This window comes from Collinsella sp. AF37-9 (assembly GCF_003475115.1).
Classification (GTDB): Bacteria; Actinomycetota; Coriobacteriia; order Coriobacteriales; family Coriobacteriaceae; genus Collinsella.
The window spans coordinates 1-12,368 of sequence record NZ_QROQ01000004.1 but is presented as its reverse complement, the minus strand read 5'-3'; the positions used below and the strand labels follow the sequence as shown (position 1 = coordinate 12,368).

General features: G+C 59.9%; 12 protein-coding genes. 6 read left to right on the top strand and 6 right to left on the bottom strand.

Going from position 1 to position 12,368, the window contains the following annotated elements; translation table 11 throughout:
• Positions 1 to 187: 187 nt before the first annotated feature.
• The 3 genes from tnpA to DW024_RS02080 all read left to right on the top strand — a co-directional run bounded on the left by tnpA (position 188) and on the right by DW024_RS02080 (position 3,869).
• Positions 188 to 658 (top strand): IS200/IS605 family transposase, encoded by a 471-nt coding sequence (gene tnpA / locus DW024_RS02090; protein WP_117583303.1) that lies wholly within the window; start codon positions 188 to 190, stop codon positions 656 to 658.
• A gap of 389 nt (positions 659 to 1,047) precedes the next feature.
• A complete protein-coding gene (locus tag DW024_RS02085; RefSeq protein ID WP_118376873.1) occupies positions 1,048 to 2,868 on the top strand; it encodes an adenine deaminase in 1,821 nt (606 codons plus the stop codon).
• A gap of 206 nt (positions 2,869 to 3,074) precedes the next feature.
• The gene (locus DW024_RS02080) at positions 3,075 to 3,869 is read left to right on the top strand and encodes a Cof-type HAD-IIB family hydrolase (protein WP_118376872.1); all 795 of its coding nucleotides are present in this window, start codon (positions 3,075 to 3,077) and stop codon (positions 3,867 to 3,869) included.
• 119 nt (positions 3,870 to 3,988) lie between these two features.
• Here the strand turns inward: DW024_RS02080 and DW024_RS02075 are convergent, their stop codons facing one another.
• The 6 genes from DW024_RS02075 to DW024_RS02050 all read right to left on the bottom strand — a co-directional run bounded on the left by DW024_RS02075 (position 3,989) and on the right by DW024_RS02050 (position 8,598).
• Positions 3,989 to 4,831: a Cof-type HAD-IIB family hydrolase gene (locus DW024_RS02075; RefSeq protein ID WP_118376871.1), complete on the bottom strand. Its 843-nt coding sequence runs from the start codon at positions 4,829 to 4,831 to the stop codon at positions 3,989 to 3,991.
• Between the two features lie 87 nt (positions 4,832 to 4,918).
• Complete coding sequence (locus tag DW024_RS02070) at positions 4,919 to 6,337, bottom strand: citrate synthase (protein WP_117583032.1); 1,419 nt, start codon at positions 6,335 to 6,337, stop codon at positions 4,919 to 4,921.
• A 77-nt stretch (positions 6,338 to 6,414) separates the two neighbouring features.
• Positions 6,415 to 6,702 carry an ACT domain-containing protein gene (locus tag DW024_RS02065; protein WP_006235289.1) on the bottom strand — a complete coding sequence of 96 codons (288 nt, stop codon included), beginning with the start codon at positions 6,700 to 6,702 and terminating at the stop codon, positions 6,415 to 6,417.
• 396 nt (positions 6,703 to 7,098) lie between these two features.
• A complete protein-coding gene (locus DW024_RS02060; protein ID WP_255360342.1) occupies positions 7,099 to 7,806 on the bottom strand; it encodes a site-specific integrase in 708 nt (235 codons plus the stop codon).
• A gap of 18 nt (positions 7,807 to 7,824) precedes the next feature.
• Positions 7,825 to 8,076, bottom strand: a complete 252-nt coding sequence (locus DW024_RS02055) for a helix-turn-helix transcriptional regulator (RefSeq protein WP_117638121.1) — start codon at positions 8,074 to 8,076, stop codon at positions 7,825 to 7,827.
• Positions 8,077 to 8,085: 9 nt separating this feature from the next.
• Positions 8,086 to 8,598, bottom strand: coding sequence for a DUF2975 domain-containing protein (locus DW024_RS02050; RefSeq protein ID WP_006235293.1), 513 nt, complete (start codon positions 8,596 to 8,598; stop codon positions 8,086 to 8,088).
• 135 nt (positions 8,599 to 8,733) lie between these two features.
• On the opposite strand from DW024_RS02050, the gene DW024_RS02045 reads away from it, so the two are divergent.
• From DW024_RS02045 to DW024_RS02035, 3 genes are all read left to right on the top strand, one after another.
• Entirely contained in the window at positions 8,734 to 10,956 is a 2,223-nt protein-coding gene (locus DW024_RS02045; RefSeq protein ID WP_117734371.1) for a hypothetical protein, read from the top strand.
• A gap of 5 nt (positions 10,957 to 10,961) precedes the next feature.
• The gene (locus tag DW024_RS02040) at positions 10,962 to 11,702 is read left to right on the top strand and encodes an ATP-binding cassette domain-containing protein (protein WP_117769450.1); all 741 of its coding nucleotides are present in this window, start codon (positions 10,962 to 10,964) and stop codon (positions 11,700 to 11,702) included.
• 279 nt (positions 11,703 to 11,981) lie between these two features.
• A partial coding sequence (locus tag DW024_RS02035; protein ID WP_147352038.1) for a hypothetical protein occupies positions 11,982 to 12,368 on the top strand: 387 nt, incomplete at its 3' end.

Below are 12,368 nucleotides of genomic sequence, written 5' to 3'. Positions count from 1 at the left end.
GGCGCGACCAGAAGGTCAGCGCCCTTTCGTTTACAGGCTTTAGCCTGTGCGGGGCGCGCAGCGCGCCGCATCAGAAACCACCCGCTATGCGGGTGGGGCCAAACGGCTTTACAAAGCCGCCCCCTCGCCGGACACTTGCGATTGTTCAGGCCGCAAGGAATCCGAGTCGAGAGGGCGGTGGTGGCGTATGGCCCAGAAGGCCTACGGCCTGTCGCACACGAAGTGGACGTGCAAGTACCACGTCGTGTTCACGCCGAAGTATAGGCGCAAAGTCATCTACAACCAAATAAGGTCCGACCTTGGGGAGATCTTCAGGAAGCTCTGCCAGTACAAGGGGATAGAGGTCATCGAGGGGCACCTGATGCCCGACCACGTCCACATGCTGCTGGCGATACCGCCGAAGTACAGCGTGTCGAGCGTGATGGGCTACCTGAAGGGGAAGAGCTCGCTGATGGTATTCGACAGGCACGCGAACATGAAGTACAAGTTCGGCAACAGGAAGTTCTGGGCCGAGGGCCACTGCGTGTCCACCGTCGGCCTGAACGAGGCCACGATCGCGAAGTACATCCGGGAGCAGGAGAAGGCCGACATCGCGCTCGACCGGCTGAGCGCCAAGGAGTACGAGGACCCCTTCGATAGGGGGCCGGGGCGTAAATAGCGCCGGTTTGACCGGCCCGTCACGGGTCAATCTGCAGTGCGGCCCGAACCCCGTGAGGGCCGGCGCCTTTAGACGCGTGCCGGAAATCCAAGGGTTACACCCTAAGAGCAAACCACCCCTTCTAGGGGTGGTTTTGATTTCGCGTCACCTTGCCTCAAATGCGGCCCGCTCGCTGGCGTTGCCAAAATATCGGCGCTGCCGTTGTTGGCACTTTGGGACACTCCTTGTCATTGGTGCAAAGCAACCTGTCTCCATTGCGCCAAGCGGCGTGTGCCGTTAAGCGGAGAGGCGTATTGTTGACCCATCGTTTGGGCATACAATGGCTATTGGTTTGCTGCGGTGAAGGTCTGTCCGCCCCGCAGCTTTTTTCTACGGTTAAAGGAGTATGTATGTCCGTTGAGGTCATGAGGTCTGTGATCGACGCTGCCGAGGGTCGCGTGCCCGTCGACACGCTGTTTACCAATGCGCAGATTGTCGACGTATATGGCCAGCGCGTGGCGCCCGGTAGCGTTGCCGTCAAGGATGGCGTAATCGTCGGCGTGCTCTACGACGGTCGCGATGACGCTGCTGGCACCTACGAGGCGGCTGAAGTCATCGACTGCCAGGGCCGCTATCTTGCCCCCGGTTTTATCGACGGGCACTTGCATATCGAATCTTCGAACATCCGCCCTGCTGAGTATGCGCGCATGGCGGCGACGCGCGGCACCACCACTGCCATTGCCGACAGCCACGAGATTGCCAACGTTTCCGGCCTGGACGGCCTGCGCTTTATGATCGAGGACGGCCGTCGCGCGCCCATTTCCATCAAGTACATGATGCCCTCGTGCGTGCCCGCGCTGCCCGATGAGCAGGCCGGTGCCGTCATTACCGCCGCCGATATGCAGGCGTTTTTTGCCGAGTATCCGGGCGATGTCTTCGGTCTGGGTGAGATGATGAACCTGCCGGGCGTCTTTATGGGCGACCCCGAGACCTGTGCTCGCATCGATGCTGCCAACCAGACGCCGTCCAAGCAGGTTGACGGCCACGCGCCGCTCGTTGCCGGAAAGGACCTCAACGCCTATGCCGCGGCGGGCATTATCGCCGACCACGAGTCGACGATTCCCGAGGAGGCACTCGACAAGCTGTCCCGCGGCATGTATGTGATGCTGCGCGAGGGTACGTGCAGCCATGACCTGGCCAACTTGTCGCCGATGCTGCTGGAAAACCCCGCCCGTGCCCGCCGCTGCTGCTTTGCGACCGACGACCGTGCTCCCTCCGACGCGCTTTCGATCGGTATGATCGACAACGCCTGCCGTGTGGCTATCGAGGCCGGCATTGACCCCGTGGTTGCCATCTCTATGGCGTCCCTCTCCACGGCCGAGGCGTTTGGCCTGGATCACGGCTGCCGCGACCCGTACGAGCTACGCGGTGCGATTGCCCCGGGCAAGCGTGCCGACCTGCTGGTGCTCAATGATCTGACGTTTGCCACGGCTCCGCATCGCGTATATGCCGCCGGTGCCCTGGTGGCGCAGGACGGCACCTTTGTGGGCGAGATTGCACCCGAGATGGCCGAGGTTGCGGCCCTTGCCGATGAGCTGCGTGCCTCCGTTAAGCTGCCGAAGCTTTCGCTCGATGTGTTCGACTATGCCTTTAAGCCGGGCGAGGCCGTTATCGATGTGATCCCGGGCATGGCTATCACGGGCATGATTCGCCCCGAGACTGATGAGGACTTGCGCCGCATTATGCTGATTGAGCGCTATGGCCGTGGCGTGTCGTTGCAGGTCGAGGGTGTCGACGGCGACGGCCCCGCCGGTCTGGGCTTGGTCGGCAAGCATATCGGTCGCGGTTGGGTGCGCGGTTTCACCATCACCGGTGGTGCCATTGCCTCCACGATCGGCCACGATTCGCATAACGTGTGCGTGGTGGGCGACAATGCGGCGGATATGATGGCTGCCGTTGAGGCCGTGGGCCAGGGCGGCCACGTGCTGGTGCGCAACGGCGAGGTCGTGGCGCGCATTCCGCTGGCGCTCGGTGGCCTTATGAGCGAGGGTACGGCCGAGGACGTTGCCGCGCAGCACGACGACTTTATGGTCAAGGCGCGCGCCATGGGTATTGAGCCGCCGCTCGACCCCATCATGGGCATCATTTTCCTGCCCCTGCCGGTGATCCCGACGCTCCGCATCCGCCCCGAGGGCATGTTCGACGTTACAACCTTCACCTACGCCGACTAGTCATCGGGGACGTTCTTAAACGACTAGTCGTTGGGGACACTCTTTGGCGTGTCGCCTGACGCCGCGACCGTGAGACCTCTGGCATGTGTGAGCTATTTGCCAGGTCCTTGTAACGTTTACGCCCGCGGAGTCTTATTTGAGCTCCCTTTGGGTACGTTGGAATCGGATACACGTTCGATTCCAACAAGCCCGAAGGGAGCTTTTCTATGTTTAAACTGATTGCATCCGATATGGACGGCACGTTGCTTGACGAAAACGGCCAGGTGCCTCCCGAGACCTACGAACTGATTCTGGCGCTACGCGAGCATGGCGTGCATTTCGCCGCATCGTCAGGTCGTCGCTACGATCGCCTGTGCGAGTTCTTTGCGCCCGTTCGCGACAAGATGGACTTTGTCGCCGCTAACGGCGCCCAAGTCTACGCCGACGGTAAGATGGTAGACCGTGAGGTGTATTCCCACCTGGCGATTCGAAGGCTCGCCCAAGCCGTCAGGACGTTTCCCAATCTGCATCTTGCGCTCTTTGACCGAACCAAGTCCTTCCTGCTCGATGACGAGTGCAAGTTCGTGCGTGAGGTCGATAAGGACCTTCCCAATGCCGAGCGTATTTGGGAGCTGCCCGATCCCAGCGTAAATATCATCAAAGCGAGTATCTTTTGCGACGACAGTGCCGTTATGGACAGCGCTTACGTACTGCAGCGTGAACTCGGTCAGCTCTTTACTTTTGCGCCTTCGGGCAACGCGTGGATCGATGCCATGCAGCCCGGTGTGTCGAAGGCCTCGGGCATCGCACAGCTCATGGAGCACTATGGCGTCGAACGCGACGAGGTCATGGCGTTTGGCGACTCTATGAACGACTACGAGATCATTCGCTTTGTCGGTACGGGCTGTGCGATGGGAAACGCGCGCCCCGCGCTCAAGGCGGTGGCCGATCGCGTGGTGGGTTGTAATCGCGACCACGCCGTCCAGCAGGAGCTCCGTCGCGTGCTGGAGAGTCTCGCTTAATCCGGCAGATGGGGACGTTCCTTTTCTGCCGGCAGTGGGGGACAGTCCTTGCAGCTTTTTCGCGAAGACTGTCCCCAACGACTAGTCATTCAAGAACGTCCCCAGTGACTGGCCAATGACTAGGCGAGGGCGGCCATGATGGTGCGGGCGACGCCGTCGTGGTCGTTGTCGAACTCGGTGATGGCGTCGGCGGCGTCGCGGTCTTCGGGCTCGCCGTTGACCATGGCCATGCCGTGGCCTGCTGCCTGCAGCATGGGAATGTCGTTGATGTTGTCGCCGAACGCCCAGGCGTCGACGAGACGCTCGCCCAGGTGCTCGCATAGCCACGTGAGGGCCGTTCCCTTGGTGGCGCCCTCACCCATGACCTCGATATTCATGGCGTAAGAACGTGTGACCTCAATGCCTCCGAGCGTGTCGAGCTCAGCCGCGATGGCGTCGCGATCGGCCGGGTCGTGCCAGTACATGGCGATGCGTTCGAGCGTCTCGACCCCGTCGATCTTACTGTCGATATCCATGTCGATCGGTGTTCGTGTGCGCTTGAGCGAAGCCGCGATGTGGGGGTCACCGCCGCAGAACTCATCCAGGCGCCCGTAAAGCGAGCGGGGGAGGAAGCACTGCCCATCCGCGAAGATATCGAAGGTCACATCGTGGCCGGCGGCGATGCGATGGACGCGATGAGCAATGCCGCGATCGAGCGGACGGCTCAAAATGCGCGTGGCGCGCGAGGCATCGTTGGGCACATCGTCGTCGAGCTGCCAGACGCTGGCGCCATTGGCGCAGACGGCATAGTGCACGGAGGGATGGGCGAGGATGGGCTCAAAGATGCCCGACAGCGGACGTCCCGTGCAGGGCACAAATTCAATTCCGCGTCGAGCGAGTTCGTCGAGCATCGACCAGGTGGCATCGCTCATTTGCTTATCGCTCGTCAGCAGCGTTCCGTCCATATCGGAAAACACAATCATTTGATACAGCCCTTTCTGCTGGCATAAAAAGCGTGGCCGAGGGCGGCGATGCCCTGGCCACGCTCGAGTTCTATAACGGTTCGCGTCCTAGCGGTCGGCGAGCGGCTTGTACGCTAGCGGCTCGATCACCGGACGATAGGCCGGGCGAATAATACGGTGCGCGCAGAAGAGCTCTTCCATGCGGTGCGCCGACCAGCCTGCCATGCGGGCGACGGCGAACAGCGGCGTAAAGAGCGTCTCGGGTACGCCGAGCATCTTGTAGATAAAGCCCGTGTACAGGTCAATATTGGCGCAGATGGGCTTGGTCATGCCATGGTCGCGCATGACCTGGGGCGCCAGGCGCTCGATGCGCTCGATGAGTGCGAACTCTTCGCCCAAGTCCTTCTTGGCTGCCAGTGAGCGCGCGTAACGGCGGCAGACCTCGGCGCGCGGGTCGCTGAGCGTATAGACGGCGTGGCCCATGCCGTAGATGAGGCCGGTGCCGTCGAAGGCCTGCTTGTCGAGGATCTTGCCCAGGTAGGCCGCGACCTCGTCCTCGTCCTCCCAGTTGGAGACATGCGCGCGGATGTCCTCGTGCATAGACACGACCTTGGCATTGGCACCGCCGTGGCGCGGGCCCTTGAGCGAGCCGATAGCCGCGGCGTAGGCGGAATACGGGTCGGTGGCCGAAGACGACAGCACACGGCAAGCGAAGGTGGAGTTGTTGCCGCCGCCGTGCTCGGCATGCAGCATGAGCATCACGTCGAGCAGCATCGCCTCATCGCGGGTGAACGCCATGCCGCCGCGCAGGACCTGCAGAATGGTCTCGGCGGTGGAGAGGCCGGGCGTGGGGTGCGGCACGTGAACCTCGGAGCCGCGAAGCTTGGCAATCGAGGCCATGTGGGCGAAGGCGGCGATGCGCGGGAGACGTGCGAGCATGGAAATGGCGACGTCGATTTCGTGCTCGGGCGTGATCACGTCTGGTTCGGCATCGAAGGCGTAGAGCAGCAGCACGGCGCGCTGGAGCACGTTCATGATGCTCGACGACACCGTGGTCATAGGGAACTCTTTGACGTACTCGTCGCTCAGATGTCTAAAGGCGCCCAGGCGCTCGCAAAAGCCGTCGAGCTCTTCCTTGTTGGGCAGCGAACCCGTGATAAGCAGATAGGCGACTTCCTCGTAGCCGTAGCGATTCTCGGCCTGGGCATTGTTGACCAGATCCTCGATGCTGTAGCCGCGAAGCGTGAGCTTGCCCTGATCGGGTACGACCTTTCCGTCGACCTTGTTGTAGCCGTGCACATCCGAGATGCGAGTGAGGCCCGCGACCACGCCCGAGCCGTCGGCATTGCGCAGGCCGCGCTTGACATTGTGCTCAACAAATAGGCCCTCGTCATAAGGGTCGGTCGGCAGGCCGTGGTAGAGGCTTTCGCTCTCAGGCGAAATCTGGCGGCTTGCTTCGTAATCCAGAACCAGGCGGCTCAAGTGGTCATCGAAGCGGTAATAGATTTTCTTGGCGTCGTAGGCCATGCGCGCTCCTCTCCGGGCCGCATCGGGGTGACTTGCATGGGCATGCGCGCGTCAGGCTATCCCCAGCGGCTTGCTCGCTACAGGCGGTACATAAAGTTGAAGACGTCCTCGCGCTGGATGGACACGTTGACGCCCGAAAGCTCGCCGGCCTCGGCCAGCGCCTTCTGCAGCTCGGCGAAGTCGAGCTTGGACTCGGCGGTATCGGCCAGCATGGTCATGGTGAAGATGTCCTCGATAATGGACTGCGTGATGTCGCGGATGTCGACGTTGGCCTCGCCTAGGACACGGGTGACGCCGGCGACGATGCCGGGGCGGTTCTTGCCAAGGACGGTGATGACGATACGGGAGGACGAGATCTCGGCCATGGGAAACCCTTTCGCGTGATTGCGGCGCGCGCGGGGCGCTCCGCTACGGTACAGTGTTCATCATTGTACCTGTCTGGCGCAAAAAAGGCGCGCTCGCTGCGGCGTTACATGCCTGCAACATGAGCGTAAGGGGGAAGGCCGCACGGGGAAGAGCCGTCTGGCGCGTGTCCGGCTCGTGTTGGGTTGATTTCCGATCTCAGCCGAACACATTGAGCGGACAGGCCGTTCCCGCAGTCAGCCGAACGCCTCCGACGGCTGATTCCGAACTGGAAGCGGAGGGCATCCCCGCCCTTCGGTAGGGGATACCGCTCCGCGGCGCATGCCGCGGGCGGCGCCCCTATCGGACCACCGTGACCTCAGTTGGGATGGGCCCAGCACTGCCGCGTACTCGGTGAGCTAGAGCCAACTGTTCGTCTTCACGTCGCGTATGGCGATATTTCGGTCGTCCGGCTCGGTGATGCCGTAGCCGAACGCCTGGAGCGTCTCGATGGACTCCTGGATCCTCTGTTGGAACATGGGACCCGGATCGACCCTCGGCCCGAGGTGCCCGCGCCAAAGGCACGGCGTGGCGCGCAGCATGTTATGGATTTTGGAGATGGGCTCGATGTCGGCGTAGACGTTGAGCGTCGCCATGGCGTCCTTGTGGCCGAGGATCGATTGGAGCGCCTTGATATCGCCGCCTTGGCGGATCCACTGCGTTGCGAACGTGTGGCGAAGGCCGTGGAACGTGATCAGCTCGTCGTTGGTGCCCATGAGGCCGTTGGTCTCCGAGAACGTCTTGAACGCCCTGCGGATATAGCTTGTCGTCGCGAAGGTCGCGCCCGGCTCCGACAGGATGTAGCAGTCCCCGATCTCGACCGCCCCGGTAAGGCCGCGCAAGCGCAGCTTTCCGCAGTCGATCTCGTGGGTCTCCTTCAGGAAGGGGAGTAGGCCGACCGGGTCGATGGGGATACCCCTGGCGTCATGGGTCTTGGTGTCCTTGATGAACGAACCCATTCCCTTCGCGTACGCCACCGAGTGTCTGATCGAGATCAGGCCCGTCTCGAAATCCACATCGCACCACCGAAGGCCGCAGACCTCGCCGATTCGCATCCCCGTGTGCAGGGCGAGTACGACCGCCCTCTAATCCTCGGCGGACCAATCGAATCCGAACTCCTTTCGGGCATCCTCTTCGCTCATGACTTCGAGAAGGTCTCCGGGTTGGCAACGAAGGGCGAGGCATAGCTGCTCGAGTGTGTTGAAGCGAATGCCGCGAATATGCCCTTTTTTAATACGGGACAGGTTCACGGGCGTGGTTCCAATCCTTTCGGCAAGTTCGTTCGAGGAAATCTTTCGCTCGGCCATGATCTTGTCGAGGCGAACAATTACGGGCATGGCGTTTCCTTACGCAATCTCGTCGGAGTCGAGGTACAGCTCTCGGGCGTACAAGAAGAGCTGGGAAAGCATGAACAGGACGATGCCGAGAACCAGAGAGGTCCAATCGAATGATGAAGCGATCTCTTGGGCGCCGACGGCCCCCTCGCCGCCAAACATCGAAACGGAGGTTTTGAGTGAGCCGGCGTAGAGGCTGGTGGCAGCTTGAACAACGAAGAGAATGCCGAGCACCTTCAAGCATGTCGCAGACCCTTTCTTGAAGGGGTCTCCGCTCTTGATCGTCCACACGAGAACGGCGCTGAGGATGGTCGTAGCGATACCGATGACGGCAGGGACCAATGTCGAGATCGCAAGGGCTGGATACGCGGGGGAGTCTGCAATTACAGGGTTGTCGAGCACTTCGATTGCTGGCTTTAAGGAGAACGCCACTTGTGCGATGGCGGTGGCGCAAAGGGTCGCAGAGGCTATCGCACATGCGATGCGGAAGGAATGAAGCCGGGGAGTGCGATTGTCGGAACTCATAATAACCTCCGAAGAATTTAAAAAACTCAGGTTACTTTTTAACAGTTTATGTTAAATTGACTTTGCCGGCAAGTAATAAGGGCCGAGCATTTTGTTCGGCCCCTCTGTTCCGACTGGATGAGGTTAAGGTTGGCGATGAATATGCTCAAAATCTCGAAGGCGATCTTTAGGTCGCTTCTCTCCTCCAGGTCGCTCTGTGTTGTCGTTGTTGCGTTGATGGTTCTTTGTGCTCTGCCCGTCTTCAGGAGCGCGGCTGGCATCGACGGACGGGTCGAATACCTCGAGTCGGGAATAACCCGTGTTGAGCAGGAATTGTCAGCATCCTATGCGGATGCGCTTGTGAATGCGGGGGAGGACGGTGTCTATACCTCTTCATCAAGCATGCCCGCGCTTCTGTACCCTCTTGCCGCGGGACGTCTTATCTTGGCACCGCTCTCTCCCCTACTTCCGTTTCTGCAGATATCGGATGGAGAGTACACCTATTATGACGGATCGAAGGAGTACTTGCTATGGGTCGCAACGGCCGTTGCCGTCTCGTTCCTTGCCGCGCGTCTTAACAAACGTGAAAAGCTCATCATCCAGGCACCGATGGGCGAGCTGGGTAGACTTGTTGCATCGAGCGTATGGGCGAGTGTTTTTGCAATGCTTGCCGTCCTCGCCATCAATCTTCCAGGGATAATCGCCGCGCTTGTGAAGAATGGCCCGGGCTCGCCGTTCTATCCGATAGGCTACATTCAATATGCGACTCCGGTTATCAAACCGGCTTGGCTGGTGTTCGCGCAGACGGCCATCTTGCAATTCTTGGTGGCAGCGTTCATCTCGCTTGTCGTTCACCTTGCCGTGAAGATTGCCAATAACCCTACGCTTGGAATCGTGTTCGTATGTGCCCTGATGGGGGTGACGATGGTTCCCGGGTATTACGGAAGATCCATCGCTTTACGTGAGTTTGCCCTGTTGAATCCCCTTACGTATGCGAACACTGAGTTGACCGTCGGCGCCTATAGCCCGTACCCGACAACGCAGATAGTGAATCTGCCTGGACTTTGCTTCGAGCGTGGCGCGATTGCCCTCGTATGCGCAATCGGGATCGAGGTGCTGGCAATTAGCCTGCTTTGCGTTGCTGGAAAGAGCGGCTGCGCGTGCCCGATATCCCCGATTTGTCTTGAGAGAGGTTCCTTCACTGCATCGAGAACGGCAACTCGTTCGAGCGCTTGTGCCTCCGCCGTTGCATACGTAAGAACGATGGGGAAACTGCTCCTGCGTTCTCCTACCCTCGCCGTATGCGCGATTGCAATGTCGACGACGATGCTGGCCCCGGCTCTGGTCGAGATGTTTCCTGACGCTGATAACGTTTCCGCTGTTCGGTATAGGGATGGGGAGCTCCGTTCAATAGATCGGTATTTAGAGCAGAACGCTGCGAATATGGACGTCGAGGGCAAAGCGGCCCTGGAAGACATGCGGGATGCTCTTTCGGGTTTCGTGTACGCGCCTATGCCTGCGGAGGGGTTTCGAAGCCTTGCGACGTACGAGCGCGCTCGAGGTGAGCTGGGCGCGGCAGATGCGACTCTCCTGCAATCGATCGGAATCGAGCCGGAGACTCCTTCTCGTGCGGAGGCGCGCGCCCTTCTGCTTGAGTCGATCGCGAGCTTGCCGGACCCCAAGGTTTACGAGTTAAGTACGAAGATGCCCCCATTAATCCTCCTTTCGTATCTCCAGGCAGCGCTTCCCTCCTTATTTTTGCTGTTGCCCGTGGTTGTCACATCGCTCGCGTGCACCCACCTGCAGTGTCGTTCCCTTCTGGTTCTCCAGATCCCCGCAACAGCGCATGTGCGTTTTCTGACGGCTGTTGCGCTGGCTCTCCTGCTTGGCTTGGTGCTGCTTTTGGTGTCGATGGTTCCCGCTGTCGTTGTGTCCGTGATTAAGAACGGTGCGGGTGGATCGGAGTATCCCGTCGCTCTCATTCGGGCGGGAGCTTCGACAACGTCCATGGTGGGGGAGGCGGTGTTGTGCAGTATTCCGTTGCTGGTCATGGCATACGGCGTGATTTCCGTCGTCGCTGCGTTGACAGCAGCGATTAGCCGCAACCCCGTTGTCACCGGAATGGTTTGCGCGGTTCTCTTGGTGTTGGGTTCGTTGAGCGCTCATGTTGAAAGCGTGGGCATGGGCGTCGCGCTGCTGGCTCCATTCGCCTCGTTTGATCCCGCTTCCCAGGTGGGGACGATTGGGTTCCTTGGGCGAGGGACGAACGCGATGCCTTTTGGAGAGGTCGTCGGCGCATCGGGCGCTCTGCTGGTGGTCTTGGGCGCCGTATCTCCGTTGATGGTGCGCCTGAGTGTTCCAAAGATCGAAAGGGGATGATCTCGATGATTGACCTTCAAACGCTGACGATCTCTTATGGAAAGAAGGTGCTCGTAGATTCGGTGAACGCTGAGTTTGCCCCGGGTACGGTCTACGGTCTCGTCGCTCCGAACGGGCATGGAAAGACGACGTTGCTGCGTGCGATGGCAGGTTTGCCGGGTCCTCGCGTGGACGGGAGCATCGTTCTGGATGAGGTGCAGGGTACGGGTGCGAGAGAGGTCCGTTCTATGATCTTCTATGCACCTGGTGAGGGGACGCTGCTGTATCCCGGATTGCGTGCGGAAGATCACCTCAAGATGGTTTGCGATATGTGGCCGCATGCTCGCGATATCGAAGAGATAGTGGAACAAACGCAGATAGGCGAGTTCGCGAAGATGAGGATCCGCACTCTGAGCCAGGGCATGAAGCAGCAGCTTACCCTGGCGATTGCGTATGCGACGGGCGCGCGGTACCTTCTATTAGATGAGCCCATGAACGCGCTCGACCCCAGCAGGGTGGACTTGCATTCCGAGATTCTCAGGAAGCTGGCCGATTCTGGTACGTGCATCATCATGTCATCCCACATCTTGGATTCGGTCGATAGGCTGTGCGATGAGATTCTGTTTTTGAAGGATGGGAGGCTCATTAGAAGCATTCCGCAAGATGATGCTGCGCCGAAGTCTCCTGGATCCCATTTCGCAAAGCCTGCCGGACGCGCCGAGGGTGCGCTAAGCACGTATCGGCGACTCTACGAAAAGGGCGGGTAGAAATGCAAGTTAAAAATCTATGTGGTCAATATAATACCGTTGAACCCGCGTATCGATACCGCTCAGCCATTCGCCTCGCCCCCGTCGCACGTATCTTCATCCGGTCTGTTACTTTTAATCTAACGATTCTTTGAGGAACGTAGGTGCTTCCAAATGTACTGTCGACTTCTTCTCAAACTGATCCTAAGAGACAGGGCCGCATGGATTTGTACGCTCGTTCTCGCTGCAGCCTTTTCCGTCCCCATTGCGTTCAATTCACCCATCTACGGGCCCTTCTTTATGAAGCAGGGCATGCAGAGCTTTGTCGACGCATTCAATACGCGCGCGCCCCAGGCCAGCGGCACAGACCTATCGCCAGAGCAGCAAGCTGACGCGGAGCTTGCAAGATACGCGAACGCCGCCCTTGCCGCTCAAACCGACGCCGCCATTCTCGATTCTGCCGAGAGCTACTACGCGCTCATGGACGAAGGCTTCCAATCCGGGTCCATCGTGGGAGACCGAGAGACCAATGACGCAGACCTCGCGTATTGCCGTGCCCTGAGCAGCTCCGGCATCACGGATATCCCGGCCTCCGCAAACGACCTGCCATTCCTTTCCTTCCTGCCTTACGCCATTGCCACGGCGCCGTCTTTCCTTCCCTTCATCCCCTTCCTTCTCTCGTCGATA